The 21479-nt window shown below is 61.6% G+C and carries 18 protein-coding genes and 1 pseudogene; 12 read left to right on the top strand and 7 right to left on the bottom strand.

Features of this window, described 5'->3' with window-relative positions; all coding sequences use genetic code 11:
- Nucleotides 1–19: 19 nt before the first annotated feature.
- From N5D20_RS03440 to N5D20_RS03430, 3 genes are all read right to left on the bottom strand, one after another.
- The gene (locus N5D20_RS03440) at nucleotides 20–3604 is read right to left on the bottom strand and encodes an ABC transporter permease subunit (RefSeq protein ID WP_279914258.1); all 3585 of its coding nucleotides are present in this window, start codon (nucleotides 3602–3604) and stop codon (nucleotides 20–22) included.
- A 12-nt stretch (nucleotides 3605–3616) separates the two neighbouring features.
- Complete coding sequence (locus tag N5D20_RS03435) at nucleotides 3617–4519, bottom strand: ABC transporter ATP-binding protein (protein WP_279914259.1); 903 nt, start codon at nucleotides 4517–4519, stop codon at nucleotides 3617–3619.
- Between the two features lie 131 nt (nucleotides 4520–4650).
- Nucleotides 4651–5682: a LacI family DNA-binding transcriptional regulator gene (locus N5D20_RS03430; RefSeq protein WP_191850814.1), complete on the bottom strand. Its 1032-nt coding sequence runs from the start codon at nucleotides 5680–5682 to the stop codon at nucleotides 4651–4653.
- A 138-nt stretch (nucleotides 5683–5820) separates the two neighbouring features.
- Between N5D20_RS03430 and N5D20_RS03425 the strand changes: the two genes are divergently transcribed.
- From N5D20_RS03425 to N5D20_RS03400, 6 genes are all read left to right on the top strand, one after another.
- A complete protein-coding gene (locus N5D20_RS03425) occupies nucleotides 5821–6216 on the top strand; it encodes a hypothetical protein (protein ID WP_197579141.1) in 396 nt (131 codons plus the stop codon).
- Nucleotides 6217–6386: 170 nt separating this feature from the next.
- Nucleotides 6387–6929, top strand: coding sequence for a single-stranded DNA-binding protein (locus N5D20_RS03420; protein ID WP_279914260.1), 543 nt, complete (start codon nucleotides 6387–6389; stop codon nucleotides 6927–6929).
- Nucleotides 6930–7092: 163 nt separating this feature from the next.
- Nucleotides 7093–8328: a site-specific integrase gene (locus tag N5D20_RS03415; RefSeq protein WP_180866789.1), complete on the top strand. Its 1236-nt coding sequence runs from the start codon at nucleotides 7093–7095 to the stop codon at nucleotides 8326–8328.
- Nucleotides 8312–9865, top strand: a complete 1554-nt coding sequence (locus tag N5D20_RS03410; RefSeq protein WP_180866791.1) for a site-specific integrase — start codon at nucleotides 8312–8314, stop codon at nucleotides 9863–9865. Before N5D20_RS03415 ends, N5D20_RS03410 begins: the two co-directional genes overlap by 17 nt.
- Nucleotides 9866–9993: 128 nt before the next feature.
- Nucleotides 9994–11808 (top strand): hypothetical protein, encoded by a 1815-nt coding sequence (locus N5D20_RS03405; protein WP_180866793.1) that lies wholly within the window; start codon nucleotides 9994–9996, stop codon nucleotides 11806–11808.
- A 29-nt stretch (nucleotides 11809–11837) separates the two neighbouring features.
- Nucleotides 11838–12251 carry a hypothetical protein gene (locus tag N5D20_RS03400; protein WP_180866795.1) on the top strand — a complete coding sequence of 138 codons (414 nt, stop codon included), beginning with the start codon at nucleotides 11838–11840 and terminating at the stop codon, nucleotides 12249–12251.
- Nucleotides 12252–12538: 287 nt separating this feature from the next.
- Here the strand turns inward: N5D20_RS03400 and N5D20_RS03395 are convergent, their stop codons facing one another.
- Nucleotides 12539–12676, bottom strand: a complete 138-nt coding sequence (locus tag N5D20_RS03395; protein ID WP_279914261.1) for an integrase core domain-containing protein — start codon at nucleotides 12674–12676, stop codon at nucleotides 12539–12541.
- A 137-nt stretch (nucleotides 12677–12813) separates the two neighbouring features.
- Here N5D20_RS03395 and N5D20_RS03390 point away from each other — a divergent pair, with 137 nt between their 5' ends.
- The 3 genes from N5D20_RS03390 (at nucleotide 12814) to N5D20_RS03380 (ending at nucleotide 15614) form a co-directional block, all read left to right on the top strand.
- A complete protein-coding gene (locus tag N5D20_RS03390; RefSeq protein WP_219627931.1) occupies nucleotides 12814–13179 on the top strand; it encodes a dihydrodipicolinate synthase family protein in 366 nt (121 codons plus the stop codon).
- 105 nt (nucleotides 13180–13284) lie between these two features.
- A complete protein-coding gene (locus tag N5D20_RS03385) occupies nucleotides 13285–14010 on the top strand; it encodes a hypothetical protein (protein WP_180866797.1) in 726 nt (241 codons plus the stop codon).
- 257 nt (nucleotides 14011–14267) lie between these two features.
- Nucleotides 14268–15614 carry a hypothetical protein gene (locus N5D20_RS03380; RefSeq protein ID WP_279914262.1) on the top strand — a complete coding sequence of 449 codons (1347 nt, stop codon included), beginning with the start codon at nucleotides 14268–14270 and terminating at the stop codon, nucleotides 15612–15614.
- A gap of 393 nt (nucleotides 15615–16007) precedes the next feature.
- Here N5D20_RS03380 and N5D20_RS03375 read toward each other — a convergent pair whose 3' ends face one another.
- Complete coding sequence (locus N5D20_RS03375) at nucleotides 16008–16400, bottom strand: antitoxin Xre/MbcA/ParS toxin-binding domain-containing protein (RefSeq protein WP_180866800.1); 393 nt, start codon at nucleotides 16398–16400, stop codon at nucleotides 16008–16010.
- A 434-nt stretch (nucleotides 16401–16834) separates the two neighbouring features.
- Here N5D20_RS03375 and N5D20_RS03370 point away from each other — a divergent pair, with 434 nt between their 5' ends.
- Both N5D20_RS03370 and N5D20_RS03365 read left to right on the top strand, forming a co-directional pair.
- Nucleotides 16835–17275: a cyclin-dependent kinase inhibitor 3 family protein gene (locus tag N5D20_RS03370; RefSeq protein WP_258010362.1), complete on the top strand. Its 441-nt coding sequence runs from the start codon at nucleotides 16835–16837 to the stop codon at nucleotides 17273–17275.
- A 1087-nt stretch (nucleotides 17276–18362) separates the two neighbouring features.
- Nucleotides 18363–18467: pseudogene (locus tag N5D20_RS03365) on the top strand (transposase); the annotation flags it as partial.
- Between the two features lie 116 nt (nucleotides 18468–18583).
- Here the strand turns inward: N5D20_RS03365 and N5D20_RS03360 are convergent.
- Both N5D20_RS03360 and N5D20_RS03355 read right to left on the bottom strand, forming a co-directional pair.
- On the bottom strand, nucleotides 18584–19918 hold the full coding sequence (locus N5D20_RS03360) for a type II toxin-antitoxin system HipA family toxin (RefSeq protein WP_180866802.1): 1335 nt from the start codon (nucleotides 19916–19918) through the stop codon (nucleotides 18584–18586).
- Nucleotides 19915–20175, bottom strand: a complete 261-nt coding sequence (locus N5D20_RS03355; RefSeq protein ID WP_258010363.1) for a helix-turn-helix domain-containing protein — start codon at nucleotides 20173–20175, stop codon at nucleotides 19915–19917. Before N5D20_RS03355 ends, N5D20_RS03360 begins: the two co-directional genes overlap by 4 nt.
- A gap of 155 nt (nucleotides 20176–20330) precedes the next feature.
- On the opposite strand from N5D20_RS03355, the gene N5D20_RS03350 reads away from it, so the two are divergent.
- Nucleotides 20331–21104, top strand: a complete 774-nt coding sequence (locus tag N5D20_RS03350) for a hypothetical protein (protein ID WP_180866804.1) — start codon at nucleotides 20331–20333, stop codon at nucleotides 21102–21104.
- Nucleotides 21105–21479: the final 375 nt, after the last annotated feature.

Below are 21479 nucleotides of genomic sequence, written 5' to 3'. Positions count from 1 at the left end.
AGGCCGGCGCCCCGTTGCCTCACATCGTCACCTTGCGCCGGTTGTCGTCGCTCACCCGGTCGATCAACTTGTTATACGGATCGAAGCCCGCTTCATCCGGCTTTTCATCCACGGTCACCGTGATCTTCGGATCGGCGCTGGTGATGTGATGACGCTGCAGGTACAGCACTCTCTGGTCGCGTTCCTTGCCTGAAGGCCCGTTGGCGAACACGCCGATCTCGATCCAGTCATCCATCTTCCCGTCGCTTTCCTGGCCCTTGCCGTTGGCATATTGCTTGGCAGCATGCAGGTCCAGGGTCACGTCGTAGCGGCCGTCATCGCGCTGGCGGGCGCTGGCGGCCATCACCCGGTTGTCGTAGAAGCTGATCTTCTCGAACAGGTCGGTAACCAGCTGCTGGCGGTCGGCCGGGGTCTCGGCGCGGATGTAGGCCAGCAATTCGCGCGAGGTGGTGTAGGGCGGTTGCTGGTAACCCTTGTCCTGCAGGAAACGCTTCAATGCCCGGTTAAGCGCCTGCTCGCCGATCTCCTCGCGCAGCCGGTAGAACACCAGCGAACCCTTCTGGTAGTGGATGTACTGCTGGTTCTCCACACGTTCCAGCGGCTGTTCCTCGATGGCCTCGCCACCGCGCCCGGACAGGTAGCCGTCCAGCTCGCGCTTGAGGAACTGGCGCATGTGCTGGCGTCCGTACTCCTGCTCCATCACCATCAGTGCCGAATACTGCGACAGTGATTCGGACAGCACCGTGGCGCCCTGTACGTTGGCGCCGATCACCTGGTGCGCCCACCACTGGTGCGCGATCTCGTGTGCGGTCACATAGAACACGTAGTCCACCTTGTCCGGATCACGCAGGTCGGCGATGAAGCCGATCGCTTCGGAATACGGAATGGTGTTGGCGAACGACTGCGCGAAGCGGGCATAGCCCGGGAATTCGATGATGCGCACCTGGCGGTGCTGGTACGGGGTGAAGTTCGCTTCGTAGTAGGCCAGCGACTTCTGCACCGCTTCGATCATACGGTCCACGTTGTAGCCGTGCGCCGGGTCGAAGTAGACCTCCACCGGGATGTTCTTGTACTTCGCCTTGCGCACCTCCCAGCGTGCCGACAGATAGGCGTAGAAGTTCAGCATCGGCCGGTCCATGGCATAGCTGAAGCAGCGCCGGCCATTGACCGTGCTCTCATGCTGCAGATAGCCCGGGGCCAGCGCCACCTGGTCTGGTGCCGTGCAGATCGTGGTGCGGAAGTCGAGCCAGTCGGCGTCGTTGGAGATGTACGTGTTGGCACGCGCGGCTTCGTCTTCCAGCTTGGGCATGCGCCGCGGCTCACCCAGGTCGCGCTTGCGGCGTTCGTTGCGGTCGCTGATCTCGGCGCCTTCGTTGTAGCCGAAGGAAGGCAGCACGCGGCTGTTGAAGAACGTGCCGTTGTCCACGATGTTGCTCGGCGCCTGGCCGGCGGTGATGCCATTAGGCTTCTGCACCACCCGGAAATGCACGCTGCGGGTTTCACCCGGTTGCAGCGGTTTCTGCAGGCGGTAGATGCGGTAGCCGAGATCGGCGTCATGCATCGAAAGTGCCTGCCCACCCAGGTCGACCGCGATCAGCTGCTTGTCATCGCCCATCGAGACGTGCACGTCCTGGATCGGCGTGGCGTGGGTGTTGCGTACCGTCCAGTTCGCATCGATCACCATCGACTGCGATTCCGGGAACAGGTCCACGCGGTTGTCCACGGCGACAATGCGTGGTTGCGGCAGGTTGCGGTATTTCGACAGCTCGCGCTCGTAGCGGGCCTGCAGATCCAGCTGCTGGTCCGGAGAAAGGAACTCGTTGCGGATGTTGGTGCTCCAGTACAGCCAGCTCCCCACGCCGACGAACGCCAGCGCGGCCACCGCGGCGAAGGCACCGGTCGGACCACGCAGGCGGCGGCCGGCCAGGGCCAGGCGCTGGCGCAGGCCCTGGCTGACACCCCGTACCCAGAAGGCCGACGCCAGGCACATCAAGGTCAGCAGGAACAGCGCCCAGTAGCCCTGGAATGCCAGCTGCCCGGTCAGGAAGTGGCCGTAGCCGTTCATGTCCGAATAGGGTGCGTTGGGCCAGCTGCCGAAGTTGTACAGGTTCTGCGTGTAGTCGAGCATGCCCAGCACACCCTGACCGATCATCACCACGATCAGCAATGCGTAACCGACGAACTTGTTGTTGGTGAGCACCTGCAGCACCAGCGCCAGGCCCCCCATGAGGATGTAGACCACCGAATCCAGCGCCAGGCTGCGCAGGTACAGCAGCGGCTCCAGATGCGTGTAGCCCTTGGCCAGCTGCACGCCCATCGCCGCCAGCGCGCCGGCGGCCTGGAAACAGACGATCACGGCCAGCAGTGCGGTGAACTTGGCCAGCAGCGGCACCCAGTTCGGCACCGGCATGGCATCGGTCACTTCATTGATGCGCGCGCTGCGTTCCTTCCAGACCAGCTCACCGGCGAAGAACAACACGATGATCACCAGCAGCCAGCTGAAGGCGCCCTGCAGCCCCATGATCATCTGCGAGGTGACCGGCCAGATCGAGGTGCCGTACAGGGTCTGCCGGAACAGCGCGCTGGGCAGGAAGTTGGCCAGGCCCAGTACCAGCAGCACGATGAACGGCACGCTGCGCAGGACGCCGCGTGTATCGAAGCGCACCTGGCGCAGGAACTGCTGCCACGCGGTGGTGGCAGTGAACCCAGGTACCACGCGCGGCAGTGTCGCGCGGCTGGGGCGGATGCCGGTGGCATCGGCAACCGGTTGCGCCTGCCTGCGGCCCCAGCGCCGACGGCCACTGCCGCTGCGTTCGGTGCGGAACAACGCGAAGGTGGCGGCGAACAGTACGGCAGCCACACCCAACCACAGGGCGCGGTTGGCCAGCAGGTAACCGGCCAGCTCGGGGATCCCATTGTTGCGTTCGGCGGTGGACCAGTAGCGGATCGTGCGGCCCAGTGCGCGCATGCCCAGCGGTTCGCTCAGCACCGCGATCCACGTGTTGTCGATGTCGCGCAGCAGGGCCGCGCTGGCGCCGTACAGCACCAGGTAGGCCACCAGGCCGATGTAGACCCACAGGATCGAGCGGGTCAGCGCCGCCAGCAGCGACAGCAGCGCGGTGGTGAACAACAGGTTGGGAATGACGATGACTGCGAACGTCCACGCATAGCCCTGCCAGCTGATCGGGCCCATGCGTTCGGGATCGACCCACGGCATGAACGGTGCCAGCCATAGGCCGAACGCGATCAACACGTAGACCAGCAAGCCTGCCGCCAGGGCGGCGGCGATGCGTCCGGCCAGGTAGTCGCGGCGTTTCACCGGGCTGGCGAAGATCAGTTCGGCGGTGCCGAGTTCGAAGTCACGCAACAGCGCGTTGCTGACGAACAGTGCGGTGACCAGCATGCCGAGCAGGGTAAAGATGCCCAGCATCTGTGCGATCACGGTGGGCGCGTTGCTGTGCACGTTGCCGGCGCCACCACCGATCTGCACCGCGTCGCTGGACGCGGCGGCGAAGGCGAGCAGGGCGAACAGCCCGGCCAGCAGCCACAGCAGCGGGGAGCGCAGCTGCTCGCGCAGCTCGAAGCGGAAGAAGTTGAGGATCATGGCGTGCTCCGCTCAGGCTGCCGCGCGGGCACGGGCCTGCAGGCGCAGGCGCTGGAAGTACACGTCCTCGAGGTCGGGGGCTACGGCGGCGAAGCCGTCGCCGGGGTCATTGGCGCTGTGTACGTGAATCACCGGGCGACCACCGACCAGGCGGGTGGACAGCACCACGTAGCGTGCCTCGTGGTCGGCCAGTTCCGAAGGATCGACCTGCTTGCGCCAGACCTGGTGCTGCAACGCGTTGATGGCCTCGGTAGGCCGGCCGGTCAGCAGCACCTGGCCCTTGTTCATGATCGCCATCGTCGGGCACAGATCGGTCACGTCCTCGACGATATGGGTGGACAGGATGACTGCCACGTTCTCGCCGATGGCCGCCAGCAGGTTGAGGAAGCGGTTGCGTTCTTCCGGGTCGAGGCCGGCGGTGGGTTCATCGACGATCACCAGCCGCGGGTCACCCAGCAACGCCTGGGCAATGCCGAAGCGCTGGCGCATGCCGCCGGAGTACGTGCCGAGCGTGCGCTTGCGGGCGTCCCACAGGTTCACCTGCTGCAGCAGCCCATCGACCACCTCGCGGCGCTGCGCGCGCTGGGTCAGGCCCTTGAGCACCGCGAAATGTTCCAGCAGATCCAGCGCGCTGACTTTCGGGTACACGCCGAAATCCTGCGGCAGGTAGCCGAGCCGGCGGCGCACCGCGTCCTTGTCGCGCAGTACGTTGATCGGCGCCTCGCCTGGAATGGTGAGGGTGGCCGTGCCGCTGTCGGCTTCCTGCAGGGTGGACAGCGTGCGCATCAGCGACGACTTGCCGGCGCCGTTCGGCCCGAGCAGGCCGAACATGCCGCGCGGGATGTCCAGGGTGACGTTGTTGAGGGCATGCACGCCATTGGCGTACGTCTTGGACAGCGAATCGATCTTCAGCATGCGACGTACACCTTTCCATGGGCGATGTCTGCGCGTTATCCGCGCATCGGCTTCCGTGCGCATCCGCCGTTGGTCATGGGGGGAGAATTCCGCCGTCGCACGTTGGGGCGTGGCGGGAGGTCTGGCGGCGCTTACCGGCGCAGCGACGATTCCCGCACCACCAGCTTCACCGGGATGCTCTGGCTCTCCACCGGTTGCCGGCCGATCAGCGTCAGCAGGCGCTCCACCAGCAGCTGGCCGGCCTGTTTGGTGTCCTGCTGGACCGTGGTCAGCGCCGGGGATACCGAGGCCGCCAGCGGGATGTCGTCGAAGCCGGTCACCGCCACGTCCTGCGGCACCCGTAGCCCGGCCTCGCGCAGGGCGCGCATCGCACCGATGGCGATCAGGTCGCTGGCGGCGCAGATCGCATCGATCGGTTCGCCGCGCGCCAGCAGCGCCTGGCAGGCCTCCTGGCCGGAAGCCTCGGTGGTGATCGCATCGTGCTGCAGCGCCGGTTCGGCGGCCAGGCCGTGGTCCTGCAGGGCCGCGACATGGCCGCGGTAGCGCTCCTGGAATTCGGGGTAATGGCTGGAGGCATGGCCGAGGAAGGCGATGCGGCGGCAGCCCTGCTGCAGCAGGTGGGTGGTGATGTCGTGCCCGCCCTGGAAGTTGTCGCTGCCGATCGAGACACCGGGCTGGCCGGGCAGCGCGGCGCCCCAGCGCACGAAGTGCGTGCCCTGTTCGACCAGCCGCTGCAGGCGGTCGCGCGATTCGTGATAGTCGCCGTAGCCGAGCAGGATGATGCCGTCGGCCTTGTTGCTGTCCTCGTAATCGGCCTGCCAGTCGGTGGACAGCTGCTGGAACGAGACCAGCAGGTCCTGCCCGTGCAGGGCGCAGGCGCGGGTGATCGAGCCCAGCATCGAGTGGAAGAACGGGTTGATCAGCGAGTCGTCGTTGGTCGGGTCCTCGAAGAACAGCAGGGCCAGGGTGCCGGCGTTGCGCAGGCGCAGGCTGGAGGCGTTCTTGTCGACCTTGTAGTTCAGCTCGCGGGCGATGCGCAGGATGCGCTCGCGGGTCTCGGCATTGACCATCGGGCTGCCACGGAGCGCCCGCGACACGGTCGGCTGGGAGACCCCGGCCAGGTGGGCGATGTCCAGGGAGGTGGCTTTGCCTTTGATCGTCATGGGCGCGCGGAAGGGGCTGGGGGAAAGGTGCCTGGGCATGATGCCATGGGGTGGCTGCAGGCAGTCCCGCCCGATGCTGCTTGTGGTCAAGGTCGCAGGCATGCGACGGTCAGTGCCACAGCCTGATGGAGCCAAGCGGTGTCTTTTCGCCTGTACCCGAATGTTCCAGATGATTTCGAGGCGCGGATCCGTATCCTCGCGCCGGAGGAGGGCGGGCGACGCAGCCCGGCCCGGAACGGTATCCGCTGGGACTTCGCCTACGCCGATGACGCCGGGGCGCCAGAGCTGTTCATGATCTGGCCTGACTTCCGGCACGCCGAGGGCGACAGCTGGGCGACCGAGCTTCCTCTGCCGGTGGGCGAGCCCCTGTTGGCCGGCCTGACCGTGGTCAATGAGGTGCTCAGGGCGGGGCTGCACCGGGAGCGTATCCGGCCCGGCGTGCGCTTCCACTGCCATGAAGGGCCCAGGGTGGTGGCGGTGGGGGAGGTCACACGGGTCACCGGCCTGCTGCTGGATCGCCCCCTGCTTCGTTGAGGTCGGTTCCGACCCGGATCGGCCGGATTCCCGACGGGCCGGGGGCGAAGGGAATGGTAAGATGCATCGTTCCGATATCCCCCATTCGCAACCGTGGGAGGTCCAGCGTATCGGCACCCCGTCGGGTGTGCTATCACTGGTCCAGCCCCGGACAACGGAAGAATCCATCTATGGCGCGCGGCATCAACAAAGTCATCCTGGTCGGCAACCTCGGCAACGACCCGGACGTGAAGTACACCCAGAGCGGCATGGCGATCACCCGCATCAGCCTGGCCACCACCAGCGTCCGCAAGGACAAGGATGGCAACCAGCAGGAACGTACCGAATGGCACCGCGTGGTGTTCTTCGGCAAGCTCGGCGAGATCGCCGGTGAGTACCTGCGCAAGGGCAGCTCGGTCTACGTCGAAGGCAGCCTGCGCTACGACAAGTACACCGGCCAGGACGGCGTGGAGAAGTACTCCACCGACATCGTTGCAGATGAAATGCAGATGCTGGGCGGCCGCGGTGAAGGCGGTGGCGGTGGCGGTGGTGGCAACTACGGCGGCGATCGCCCGCAGCGTCAGCAGGCGCCGCGCCAGGAGTACGGCGGCGGTGGTGGTGGCCAGCGTGGCGGCCAGGGCGGCGGTTACGGCAACCAGGGTGGCAACCAGCGCCCGCAGCCGCAGCAGGCTCCGCCGATGGACGACTTCGCTGACGACGATATTCCGTTCTAGAACACTATGTAGTCTCAGTTGTACATTTACCAATGTGGCAGGGAACTTCGGTTTCCTGCCATTTTTTTTTGCCAGAGTTTGCTGGTAGATTTCTATCTAGACCAAGCTGTTCATAAAAGGACCGGCTGTGCGGTTGACTGGCGCGACAGCACCACGTTTCCGAGTGGTCAATGTGACCTTGCCGGCAGCGGGCCCGCAGGAGCAGGAGCTTGTGCCCACGCTGGTGGATGAGCGCACTGGATTACCTCCACGCTTGGCCTTGCGATGGGTGATGCGCTCGCGACGAAATGCGGTCAGTGAAAAGACGTTGGCAGATGGCCTGCGTGCAGCGGCCTTGCTCTACACGTTCTGCGAGGACCGGTTGAATGCATCGTTGGACGACCTGTTCGCTGACGGCCATCGATTGACGGCAAATGATCTTGAGCGGCTGATCGAGTACTTGAGAGTAGGGCAAGGGGATACCCGCGGCGTCCGGGCACTGGCCACGATCGGCCAATGCGTGCCCAACATTGAACGCTTCTTGCGTTGGCTTGCAAAGCCAATGGATCGAGGGGGGAAAGGCTATGTGCCCCCGTCGGAACTGACACTCTACGACGAGCAGCTCCGGCTGACATTCTCGGACTTGCGTGCCTTCAGGTCTCGTGGAAAGCGAATCGAGCCTCTTGCCGCCGGCGATGATGTTGCCCTGTGGGAGCTGATTGGTCCCATCAGGAGCAAGGATGGGCGCTACGAGACGCCGCTGCGCTTTCCCGATCATAACCCTTGGCATCCGAAAACCCGGTTGAGAAACTGGATTGGGGCTCTGCTTGGACGCTACTCAGGGCTTCGGCGGGGCGAAGTCGGGAAACTCCGTACGGACGATGTACGCAACGTAGACGGGCCATGCATCGCAGTGCTTCGGCGACCGCAGGATGTGTTGGATACACGCACCAGCGCTAACCGTCCGAAAGTGAAAACTGTCGAGCGTGAGCTTCCCATCTCCAATGTACTGGCGCTAGCCATTCGCCAGTACAGCCACACGCTGCTCCGTGATGGTGGTCGGCGTGGAGCGCGAACGCCCTATCTGCTCGTGACTGAAGAAGGCACGCCGATTTCCGGTTCGAGCTTGGATGCCATCTGGAAGGCCGTCAATGGACGTCTTTCGCGTCGAATGAGCTGGCACGTGCTGCGACACACCTGGGCCGAAGAAGTTGCGGACGATCTGCTGGAGCAGTATCTGGGCAGTCCGGATTCATCGGAAGTGGTGCTCGGAATGCTGCGCGAGATGGGGGGCTGGGCGCCCACATCGAACACGCCCTTCACTTACATCAAAAATGCGCTGAAGAAGCGCGGCAATGCCTACTTGCGAAAGCGCAATGCACGGTTCGATATGGAGTTAGGGAATGACTCCGACTCCTGACCGCCTTCTCACAGAGCAGCTCAGCGACTTGCCCGAGCTCCCAGAAACAGTGTTGACCAAGGATCGGCAGGAGCTGAGTACGCAAGGTGATATCTGGTCGTTGCGTGCCAATAGTGATGGTGGAGGATTGGTTGAGGTTGACTACCGGCCGCTGCGGAAGCTGTGTAGTGACCGATTCATTCTGATCGTCAAGCTGTTTGTTGCTAAGAAGGCAGCTACTTCGGCTGCGTGGAGCCTCAGAAATATTGTCCAAGCGGCAGCAAGATCTGTTAGATGCTTGCGCACCGGATCGCGAACGGGCAGTGTCAACTGGTCCGAACTGAGAATTTCGGACTTCCAAGCAGTTCTTTCGTCTGGTCTGGAATCACCACAGGGAGTTGGTGGAAATGACTTCGCCCATCTTCGTGCGATCTACGCGTGGGGAGCGCATGTTGCTAGGCTAACTGACTTCGATCCAGCACTCTCGCTGCAGTTGAAGGGCATGAAGGCGCCTGGGAATCTGAAGGGTCGTAAGGTGCTTGGCTCCGATCCTGAAGACGGTAGCTTCACGCCCGAAGAAGTGGAGCTTCTCGACAAAGCACTGAAGCGAGGCTTAGGCAATCCGAAGGGGGTGATCATTGCCCAGCTGTTTCAGGAACTGGGCCTGCGCCCGATCCAAGTGCTGCGAACGCGGTGGTCAGGGTTGCGCCGGTTTGAAGCCAACGTCGTTGAGTCGGGTGAGACAAGAACATTGGTGCGCTATGTGCTGTCAATCCCTCGCGCTAAGGAGCGTGGGGAACACCGGGTTGAGGAAGATCGACCCATCAGTACCTTGCTTGGCGAACGGCTGGACAAGCTCAAGCCGTCGATGCACGACGAAACAACACCGCTTTGTTGGTGGTTGGACCCGGATACGTCGAGCGCGGACCTGCGTCACCTGCTGCAAGGCTGGGTCGATGAGGTTGGTCTCGTCTCGCCTCGAACCGGTGATCTCTTAAAGGCAAATCCTTCCAGATTCCGCTACACGCTGGCAACTGAGGCTGCAAGAGATGGCGCCTCGCGCTTCGATATTGCGCATCTGCTGTTTCACGTAGATCTGCAGAACGTAGAGGTGTACTTCGATGCAGCTGGAACCGTCATGGACCAGATCGAGGAACGCCTGGAAAAGGCATTCGGAAATCACCTGCATCGATTTCATGGAAAGCTTGCTGGCGCCGCGGATGTTTCGCCATATGAGGGGCTGCAGCGAAGAGTGGTCCCTGGTGTGTTTCCTCAGCTTCCTGAAGCGCCCATTCTGCAGATGGGGCTTGGCGCCTGCGGCCATGATGTACAACGGTCCGGGATCTGTAAGTTGGCTCCCCCGATCACTTGCTACCGATGCCCAAAGTTTGCGGCGTTTCGGGAGGTGGATCACAAGGCGGTGGGTGATGCGCTTGAGGCAATGGCGCGCAGCAGGTTCGGTGATCGTGCTGATGACAGGATCGGGGGAGAGTTGGTCTTGACCATCCAAGCCATTCGCGACTTGGAACGGCAGATTGCTGAGGAGCGCGGATCGTGAAGGGTGTTAGGGCAGTTGCGACGCTATTGTCTCCAGCGGAGCGTGCCTACCTCGAACGAGGGAGGGCCGCATTTGCGGTCAGGTTTCCCGGGCAGGACTTCGCCGCTCCCTCATGGAACATTCGACATTTGAAGAAGTCCGGTTCGGGGGACGGCAGTGTCTCGCTGTTGTTCGCGGGCATTGCAAATAGACAGTACAGAAAGAATCTGCCGGATCGATTCGCGGAGGTACTCAAGGCTTACCTGGCCATTTGCGGGAAGGAGCCTGGGACGCTGTACAACAGGTCGACCGCAGCGCGCTGGCTATGGGAGGCACTTGAGGTACGTCTTGGCGGCCATGGTGAGCTGTTCAAATGGGAGAGCTTAGGGAAGGAGGATGCAGAGCGAGCAGAAGACATGATGCTCGAGTCTGGCATGAAGCCAAGCAGTGTCTATCGTCGGTGCGTGGACCTGCAAGTAATGCTGACAGGACTCGCCGAGGCGGGCGTGATCGCGACCGTATCGCCTGATTTCCGCACTCCTCGGCAGGAGAGCGCTGATCGAATGACGCTAGCTGGGCAGGAGGCGAGGTCGTCATTGCTTCCCAGCGAAGAAGCGATCACGGCATTGGCAGACGTTTTTGCTGGGAAATATGCGCTTAGTCCATTTGAGCAACTGGTGTCCTGTATCCCGGCACTGATGTTCGCCACAGGTCTGCGCGTCATTGAACCGCTTCAGCTCGCAACGGATCCCGTTCGAAAAGAGGGAGGGAGAGACTTCCTCTTCTACTTCAAGGCGAAGGGGCATGGGACGATTGAGGAGAAGATCCCTTTAAGCGCCGGGCAAGCAGCTCTGGCGCAGGAAGCAGTACGGCGAGCCTTGGAGCTAACTCGCGATGCGAGGGTTCGCGCAAAGGAGTTGGTCGCATCTCCGCATCAGTTCCCTCTGCCGAACTGGGCGATGGAGAAGGATTGGTTAACTGCTCGCGAGATCGGCGATTTGCTTGGAGCGCAGGGCGCGATGTACCTATCCAAACATGTCGAGACGAGGAAGGATCCGGTCGCTAAGGTCGTCGTGTTCAGTCGGCCATCGCTTCAGAATTATCTGCAAGAACTTCGTGAGAAGAATTTTCAGGAATCTATTCGCGGCGTGACAATGCGCGCGGATGGGACATGGCTTCCTTTAGATGAGGCGCTGTTCATCTGCTTCAAAAATGCCGGGCATAGCGAGAAAGGGACAAGCCCGCTGATGGTCTCCTTGATTCGTCAACAGCAAGTTGGAACTTTCCTAGGTGGGAGTGGGAACGGGCTGAAATCAGTTTTTGAGCGGTTGGGCCTACTGGAGAAGGATGGTCGTGCGATCAATGTCAATTCGCATCAGATCCGTCACTATGTCACCTCCAAAGCATCAGGTGCAGGTATCGCCGACACGTATCTTGTGCGGTGGCAGCGCAGGGCGAATGAGGGGGATCTCCTGGCGTACAAACACCTGACTTCTGAGGAGCGTCTCCGTAGGCTCAGAGAGCATATACGGGCTGGTCGCCTTAAAGGGGACATCGCTGCGATGTACTTTTCTCTTGCGACCGACGAACGCGATATCTTTCTTGAGACGGTGGTCCAGGCTGTTCATGTGACCCACTTGGGCTTCTGTGTCCACGACTTCAATGCTTCGCCGTGCCCCAGTGCTATGAACTGCGTGAAGCGGTGTGGTTCGTACTTGTTCGACACGAGCGATACTTCGCAGCGGCAACGATTGGTTGATCTTCAGCGACGGAACGAAAGAGCGCTCCAGGATGCTGAGGCTGCTCAGGAAGCAGGGGCCGGGTTGCTTGTCGCTGAGTGGGTGGATGAACTTAAGGCGACCGATGAGGGGTTGCGTATTATTCTAGCGACACTGCCAAAAGATGATTCTGCCATTGTTGCCCCGTTCGAGCACGATTCCTCCAAATTTAGGTCTTTGGATTAAACATGGCCAGGCCAACGATAGAAGTAGGAGTGACCGAGAAGGTTGCCAAGTACGTTGCGGATTCTGCATTGCTTCCCTATGGGGAAATGCCCCTTTCCGCGTTGGCGGTTGCGAAGGCTATTGGCCATGACCGCCGTGTCTTGAAGAAGTATGGACTGGATGTCGTCATCGCTGCTGCCGACAAGAGAGCTGCTCGAGACGCAAAGCTCGGTCGGTACACCAAGCGGAGATCTCTTGAAGAACGTGTTGATGCGGAAAAGTTGGAGGTGGATAAGCTGGGAAAGCAGGTGAACTCTCTTCTAGCTCAGCTTGCGTTGATTGAAGCCAACGCGAAACGGATTGGCATTGATCCTGAGGAACTCTATAGGCCGTTAACGCCGCCGGACCGAAGAGTGTCCAGCATCTACGGGAGCAAGAGGGGTCGTGCGCTTGGTGAGCGTTAGGGGCGGATAAGGGGAGAAGTCGCAGGAGCCTCCTTCGGCTTGCCTGACACTCCTCAAATGGAGAGGGTGATGAGCGCGTTTTGACGGGTTACGCTCGGTGCTGGTCCTATCTGGATGTTGGCTGTTGCTGTTCTACTTGCTGGCTGCGCAACCACATCCGAAACTAGGCGTGCCGTTCACACATGAGTCGCCCCTCTGTGGTCTTGAGGGTGCATGCAGCAACATAGTTGCTGCGCAGAATGCAGCCATCCAAGCACAATGTAATGACCCAGCGGTTTCTGCACAGGTCAGGCTGCTAAAGCATATGCCTCAGCAGGGGTCTTCATGCCCAGCGCCTGGTGCGGACGCCGGTGGTTGTAGAACTGGATCCAATCGCCGACCACGCGGGTCGCGTGCTGTTGGCTTTCAAAGCGATGGCGGTGCACCTGAGCGGGAAATCACTGGGTCATTACAAGACCACCCAGGTGGGGTTCGACGGGGCGCTCTACCTGCAGCACCCCGAACCGGGACTGGTGATCGAAGTGACGGGGGTTTGCAAGGCCCAGCTGCGCGCGTGGCTAGGTTGCGCGCCAAGGTCCCGTCCCACATCACCATCGGCATCAGCGGCGATTCGGTGGCGGCGCGCGGGCTGAATGCTGGTTGTGAAGTCTGGTACTCCGTCATTGGCGGCCTGTTCCCCGAGATCGCTCTGCAGATCACACGCTTGTCGGTGGCTGGCCGAGCGCAGGATGCACAGGAATGCTCCGACCGGCTGCAACCGCTGTGGGCGCTTTTTGACAAGCACGGCGGCAGCATCCGCGTGGTGGCAACCGCCGCAGAGCTACTGGGACTTTGCAGCGGCGGCAATCTGCCTCGCCCACTGCAGACACTGACCGGCAACGACAGAGCCGAGCTGGCGGCAGTACTTGCCGCAACGGGTCTGGCCTGAGTCCATGCACGGCAGCGGCACCTCCGACACCCCCGGTCGAACCGGGGGCTGGCCACCTACGTCACAGCGGCGATCCTCGCCCGATCGGCCGACGGTGGCGTGGTCGTGGCTGTCGTCCTGCTGGTCACGCTCTCCGGTGGTAGCGGTACCCTGGCCGGCGCCATGGCAGCGTGCGTGACAGCACCGCACCTGTTCGGGCCCTTCGTCGCTCGCCGTATCGACACCTCCGATGATCCGCGCCACTTCATCGCGGCGGCATGCGGCCTTTTCGCGCTGGTGTTCATGGCGACCGATAGCCGCTTACGGCGGACAGCCTACATGACCATGCTGGTGGCCTTCGGCGTCGCCGCGTTGCCGGTGGTAGCAGTCTACCTTGCGCCCGTGCTTGGCATTTCTGCAGCCAGCGCGGCCCTGCTGACCGCCGTGTACGGAATCGGGAATCTGGCGGGTTCCGCCGGTGTCATGGCACGGCCGATCCGGCTGACGCCCGACCAGGCCATGACGTGGTACGCCGGATTCCTTGGGTTGGCGCTTGTGCTTGTTGCGGCCAGCGGAAGCTTCCAATTCGCCTTGACCACCTACTTCGTCGCCGGGTGCATCGACGCCTACTTCTTTGCCGCTACGCTGGCAGCGCGTACCGAATATGCACCTGCACAGGGCAAGGGCCAGGTGTATCTATGGGTTGGCGCGCTGAAGATCGCAGCGGGGTCTGCCGGCACAGCGGTCGCGGGCATGGTGGTGACAGGCTCGGCGTCGTTGGCGTTGTGGATCGCGATCGCTGCGGTTGTGATCGCGCCTGTGGTGTCGCGGGTTGATCAGCGGGCACCGTAGGCAAGGAGCTGGAAATTGAGCAGCGGTGGGCGTCCGCTGTCGGCCAATAGCGGACCGACCTGGTCGCGGATCTGCACCGCGAAACGCAAGACTTATGGCTGGGACTTACCGGCGAGAGGTGGGCTGCAGGCAGGTGTGCGTTATGATCTGCGGCATTGCGAGCCCCCCCGGCCTGTCAGGCGACGGGTTGAATGAGGTTCTTATCGAATGCGTTCGCGAACTGGGGTGGGGGCGACGCCTTTACCTGCCCATTCGGAATGCTGAATCAGAAGCAGGAAAACTTCCTCACTATGCAGATAGGCCTCGAAAACGACTCCGACGTTGAGCGAACGCTAGCATGGATGCACCATGTGGCGGGTCCTGATCTTGTCCGAAGGATTGAAGCAGCCAAGGAACATTTTTCCAGCGCTTGTTTGCCAACGGCAGGGTCGATGCTCTGGCCTGACCCCATGGACCTCCTGCCACCTGGTGACTTGCCTGCGGGAATGCTACTCCAAGCGCATGCGCTGATCCGCGATCGGCGCTTCTTCGACGCGCGCCTCGCTTCGCGGACAATCCCGTTTTTGAAGCTCATCGGTGGCACCCTTCCCCAACTGCATCGGGTTGAAGGCGCCGAGGCCCGTGCAAGGGAGTTCCTGAACCCTCGAAATGACCATCCCGAAGGCGGCCTGCTTGAACTGACCACCGCCGCTCGTTATTTGCTGGAGGGGTACCGTCTGAGGTTCATCCCCGAATCGGACCGAAGGACTCCGGATATCGAGCTGCTCTCTGATCGAGGTAATGCCAAAATCGAGTGCAAACGTCTACGTCCCGGCCAGTACGAACTTTCAGAAACCACGAAAGTCCGAGGCATGTTCGCACTGGTGTGCGACCTAGTCGCAGCTAGAAATTCCTTTGTGCACCTGGATGTCACGTTCCTCGCGCCACTGGATTCTGTTCCTGCTAGCTACCTTATGGAGCACATGGAGTGTGCCTTGGGTGAAAATCCGATCGACTACGCGTGGGAAGATTCATTTGCCCGCGGAAGAATCGTGCAGGGCGACCACCAGGCTTTAAGTGAAGACACGGCTGATTCCTCGCTACTGGTCGGTCCCAAGCTCTTCCGTCTGTTCACTCAGACAGTCGTTCCATCGCAGCGGGTCCTGATGGGCGTCCGAGGAACTTCCCATGACCTGGACCCGCGCTACTTGGACAGATTCGAAGCAGTAGCGCTTTGCAGCTGGGACACGGAAAGCCCCGAATCAATTGAGGCCCGCGCCCGCCATGTTCGATCCAAGCTTGCGGAGATCGACCGGCAGCTTGAGGGCTGTGCACTCGGTGCAGCGCACATCGTGGCTGATGCCGAACGCGACGCAAACGCCGCCGACTTGCGCAGGAAGCGGATCCAAGAACAAATCACTGGCTTCCGCTTTGATTCCAACATTGGAGCCATAACCACGCACTATCTATTGACGCACACTGCCGAAACCAAGGCGTGGACCATGGATGAGACCGCCGACTACGCTTCGAGAATGCCTTTGCCTTTGCTGGGTGACCCCAGGCTCTTCATGAAAGGCGAGGAGCTAGGGACCGAGCCAGCTTGGCGATATCCCGCTCCGAACTGAGGACATTTGAACGGGCGTCCAGTGTCCACTTTGGGTCGATTGCAGCCGACGCGACGTCCCCCCGGTTTTGAGTAGCACAGCGATTTGGAGTCCAATCCCCAACAGCTGCATCGGAATTGGCGCGATGCCCTTATGGGCAGAAAAACCAAGCTGATCGCTACAGCTGCCGCTACCGCGATGGCAAGTCGTCCTATGAACGTGAACGACGCGGACTTGGCCTCAATTTACTTTGCTCAAGTGATCTCTGGTCGGCACTTTAAGCTCTGAGGCTCATGCTCAAACTAGCCAGCCGCAGTCAGACTGCAGCAATATCGACGGCTGAGCAACCAGTACCTCGTGACTTGGAGCCGGCGAGCATCAGTTTGCAGTAGGTCGCGAGAAAGCAATTGCACGCTAGGGCTCGACCAATACCTCAGCTTCCAGGTATTGTCGCACCGTCGCGAGGTCACTGAGCCGACCACTGCACATAAGCGCTAGCGCATTATCTCCACTGAACGGAGCAGCCGTATTGGGGCGGCGGACCCAGCCGTCAGCTTGCTGCTGATTGGGAAAGATGGTGCGTAGCGCGCGGTATATGCCAATCAGGTAGCTCACCCGTTCAAGGGTCTCGGGCCAAATATCATCCACAACGCCCGTCTTCAATACAGCGAAGGCGGCCTCCACAGGTTGCCCCAGAATCGCCGATTGCTCCAGTTCTGTCAGGGACCAAGCGTTGACAATTTGAACGAATGCCTGCAAGGCTGGCCCTGCAAGACCAGGGGCGTTCCTCACGAACGGCTGGCTCATGATATCGGGCTAGCCACGTGGGTTATCGGTTGTCGTCATGTGCATATCAGGATTGGCCTCGACCATTCGGCGGTTTCGTCGGCGCTGACATTGCTCTCAAAACTATTTCGTGTCTACATCGTGAGCCTACTGGTACGCGCGGCCAGATGCGCAGGCGTGAGCCTACTGGTACGCAGCTAATCTCAAGTGTTTGATTCTTCGGGAGGCGCCTCGCTTGCGCGCTTCATCAATTCCCATGAGCGCTGGCATCCACAGCAAAACCTCGTCGAGAGTGGGGTTCATTCCTACTAAACTTGCTCCCACTCTGGACGCAGGAGACCCGTGTGGTCAGGACAAGTGTTTCGGACCCCATCCGCATTGCGGAGCTGGCCGTAGGTACGCAAGGCGGTGCGATAGGAGTCACCTTTGCGCCGGGAAAATTCCAGGAATCGGCGATGACCGGCGCCTGGGCCAGGGATATCGACATAGACCTTGCCGCGATCCGCACCTGGGGAGCGGACCACCTCATCACGTTGATCGAGCCCTGGGAGTTCGAGGAGCTTCGGATCACGTCGCTGCCTGAACGCGCCGCTGCCCATGGACTCATCTGGCATGGCTTGCCAATCACCGATGGGGCTGCGCCGGACGCACGCTTGCTGGACCGATGGAAGGCGCTAGGACCCTTGTTGTCGCGGGAGCTACGTGCTGGTCGGAAGGTCGTCGTCCATTGCAAAGGTGGACTAGGTCGCGCTGGTACCGTCGCCTCAATGTTGCTCTTGGACACCGGAACCACCCAAGATGGCGAAGACGCTATACGAATGATCCGACTGGCGCGCCCAGGTGCCGTAGAGACACGGGAACAGGAAGCCTTCATTCGTGGGTGGACGTCGGGATGACCGAAACCAGCGTTCCGGCGTGGTGGCAAAATGGTTCAGCCACGCACTCTTCGACATCGGTACTCCAGAAGCCATTGAGGCGCTAAAGGCACTCTCAGCTCACTCGGAGACTGAGGTTCGTGACGAGATGGCCTGCCGCCTGACCAAACTAGAGGGCTCAAATTGAGACCCAACAAGTGGTTCCAGTAGGACTTCCCCGCCTATGGCTGGGACACTCCTGAACCCGGGCGTTGAACGTCCGCTACTGGCCGAAAGGGGGCATCGGTGCCATGTCAGGTGTCCAACTGGCTGGCGGCGGTGTCGAGTTCGTTTGGCGGCGCTGTCGGGGGGCGTTGATCTGATCAAAGTTCTCGGCGACCTATGGGAATGATGGTTCTGATCGAGCAACGATGCTGGTCACCAGGCTCGGTCGCGTGATCATCTTCTGCTGGTCCAGGCGATCAATCTCATCGGTACCCGCAGGTGCCTAACAAGCTGGTGGCGGTGTCCAGTTCACTTGGTGTCGCTGCCCAGTTCATTTGGTGGCAATGCCCAACTGGCTGGCTGTTTGTAAATGCCCTGACTCGAGGTATTCGCACTCGGATGAATGCCTTCAGCTTGGCGTCCGCATGCGGACCGCTGCCTTCACTATGGGGAGGGGTTGGTAGGCCAGTGGTTGGGCAGGGATACTGCGCCTGAAGCAAATGGTGATAGCCAGCATTTGACCACCTCCTGCCACAAGGACTGACAAGGACTGACCAGGACTGGCAGGACCGTGAGAGTAACGAAGCCCGCGACGTCTGCATGGGCCATTCATCGGAGAACGATGATCTGGGGTTCCGGTCGGGGTTGATCGCCAGGCAAGACCAGAAGTTCTCAACCCTTTTGCAACCGTCCGTGATTTCGGGTTAGAACCCTGGATCGCGTGGACGCCTAGAAGGCTGAGTGACTTCGGTCTACCACCAAGTGCCGGTATCATGTTGGAAAATGCGCAGCCGGCGCCCGGGCCGCACTAGTGCGATGTCTGAACCCATGCCTGCGGCGGTGAATCGCCCAGGATTTCGTAGACACCTCGCAGCCATAAACTATGGCTTAGGCGGAGGTGGTTATGAGCACGAAGCGTTACACGGATGAGTTCAAGATCGAGGCGGTACGGCAGATTGTCGAGTACGGCCGACCGGTAGCTGAGGTGGCTGAGCGACCAGGTGTGTCGATCCGCTGCTGTCCGATGTAGATCCCTCGTCGGTGTAGCCCACGCACTTCCGCCAGATGATGGCGCCGCCGGTCTAAATGTTCGGATCGGGGCCGGCAGGCCGGCCCCATTACTGCTCAGCCCATCGGATCCGAATCAGCAAGTTCAGATCGGCCAATCACAGCCCGCTGGGAGTTCACCGGCTCAGGGTCGGACAGGCCACGGAACGACTCGCCAAGGTCCAGCTCCCCCAGGTTGTACGTGCGCTTGTTTCGCAGCATGCCCAGGCCATCCTGCCACGCCAGGAGCATCCTCTTGCCGATTTCGCGGAAGCCCGGATGCTCATTGACTGCTTCACGCACCGCCGGTGCGACCTCGGAGATTGCCTGGCCAATCTGCTCCACGATCAGGGTTTGATCGCGCGCGGGCACCCCGAATACCGACACGATCGACTGCTGCAGGGTCCGGCCCGGATCCCAAGTCTTTCGACCACCCAAGCTGATGCCTGGCGGGTTCTTGGCGTATTGGCCATAGGCTGCCGTGGTGAGCATGTCGTAGACAGGCGTAGCCTCAACGTCGCGGCGGGATGTGTACCGAAGCGCCACGTTCTTCGCATGGCAGTCGGCATTCCTGAGCGCATAAGTCAACAGAACAACCGTGGCGAGATGTCGGTACGCCCTCATCCTGCGATCGGCAGGAACATGATCGCGAACAGCCCTGGCGATCCGCTCCCACGTGGTTTCGTACTTGTTCGCCGGCCGCATGCCGAGCAGCGCGCAGAAGTCCTCCATGCCCCATAGGGGCTGGCCGTCGTCATCCACGTCGAAGCGATCCACGACCAGCGCCTGTCCATCTCGCGAGATTTCAGTCTTGGCCGTGGGCAGCACCTTCGCCGCCACCTGCATCGACAGGTGCTCGTTGAGGGACACGAACGGCAGGTGCGGGGATGAGCCCTTGATGATGTGCCGGTGGGTGAACAGCGTTCCCTTCTTGTGGTTGCCCAGGCCGGTCAGCTTCTCCGTGTCCAGGAACTTGGGGACGACGCCAGAAACGCCGCTGGTGGCATGCTCGCGCACCAGTTCTGCGAAGGCTTCGGCGGAGTTGTCGCCCTGCAGGAGCGCGGCCACGTCAACCGGTTTGGCCGGCTCATTGAGCGCGGCGCCAGGGGGCGCGATCTGGATGCGCCCGATCATGTTCCTGCCGACCACCGACAGCAGGTTCATTGGGCTGCCGCCGATGTGGGGGCCGAACTGCTCCTGCAGCACCTGCAGCAAGTAGCCCTCGGGCAGGTTCATCTGGAAGATCGGGTGCAGCTGGTCGTCCCAGTCCCACGGCTCCCGCCGCACCGGCATGGTGAGCGACACGAAGTCGTCTTGCTCCACGTCATCGTGGTAACTGAGCCGGCTCGTGAAACTGTTCAGATCCTCCAGCGAGGCGACCTCACGCCCGTGCACATAGACGGACAGTTTCATCGGCGCGGCGCCATGTGCTCTTTCCGGAGCTCATCGAGGTTGCCGGCGGCCCCCTCTTCCTTGAACTCCAGCTCCATGCCCAGGGCGGACAGGACAGCAAGCAGCTTTCGGGATCCGAACTCGGAGACCCTCCCCAGCTCGAACCGAGACAGCGTGTCCGACGACACACCCGCTTGCGCGGCCACATCGGCCTGGGTCATGCGCAGGGCGCGCCGGCGATTGGCGACGGCCAACCCTAGTTCCGTGAGCGTTTGCATTAGACGTATGCACCTAACGAATGGGCGAACGGCCCGACTATTAGGGATATACGCCTAATTTGCAAGCGGCCAGCGCGGGCTTATGGATTCCGCCTTGCCGAGCACCTTTTGTGCTGATAACGTACGTGCCATATGCACACATAAGAATAACGGCTATGCAGGCACACCCCCGCGTGAACTCGTTCCGCCCCGTCGACGCTGAGTCCTTCCAGGAGAGCTCGCCGCACTTCGGCGACTTCGTGACCTGGAATCAGGGCCGATTGTGGCAGCTGATCAACTCCGAACCGGTGTACCGCCAGATGGCAGCGTTCTCCCTGCGTGGCTTGCCGGCGGTGGCCAGCATCACCCATCTGCTCGCCCCCATCCTGGCGCCGATCGACGAACTGGCCGAGACCGACCCGGAGGCGGGCAAGACGGCCGACCGCGCACGCCGGGCCATCGGGTCGATGGTACGCGCCGTCCTGGAGGCCAATGGCTTCCGGAAGACCGGGACGCAGCGAGCAGTACCACCGGAGCCGCGACGCCTGTTCGTCCGCGCCGAAGTCTACGAGCAGGCCCCGCCGGCACCGCCGGAGGAAGGGGAATCCTTCGACTGGGACAAGTACGCCGTGCAGGCCTCTTTTGCCAATGTGCGCAGCCTGTCACCCGACCTGGGCGGCCGGCCCCTGCCGTCGATGTACAGCCCCGACCGGCGCTGGTTCCTGTTGTCCTCCCTGGACATCGATGTCCCAACCGCTTCCGAGGACCAGCTGCGCATCGCGCTCGACGCGGTGAAGCGCAGCTACCAGGCCGAACGCAGCAAGCCGACGTTGAACTACCGCCGCCTGTGGGTGCACCAGATCGATTTCTACGAGCTGTGCAACCTGCTGTTCGGCCTGGTCAGTGATCCGGATGAATTCGCCGATCCTCAAGAACTACTCGAGTCCTGATGGCTAACTCCGGGGCTATCTCGCCGGGCTAGCAACTTTGTCGCGGTGCTTCCACTGGAACAATGGGTAAATCGCCCATTGCTACAAGGAAGTCCATGGAAGCTGTAAGCCCCGTCCTGGCAGACAACACCGATCACGACGCCCTCTTGGCCAGCTCCGCCAGGAGCTGGCGGAGAATGAGGCAGCCAGCAGGGCCTGGCGCGGACGCACCGAGCGCGCAGAAGCTGAAATCGAGCTTCTCCGTGCCCATGACGCTGCCCAGGAACTCGATGTGACCCAGTGGCGTTATGCGCTTCGCATCCTCCCTGTGCCCGATTGCACCCACTGATCCGCGAAGACCCATATTTGTTTCGCGTATTATCTATGTGTGTTACT

It is taken from the genome of Stenotrophomonas sp. GD03877, assembly GCF_029840555.1.
GTDB classification, from domain to species: Bacteria; Pseudomonadota; Gammaproteobacteria; order Xanthomonadales; family Xanthomonadaceae; genus Stenotrophomonas; species Stenotrophomonas geniculata.
Note: the sequence above shows the minus strand (reverse complement) of the source record. Positions and strands in the feature narration are given on the sequence as shown.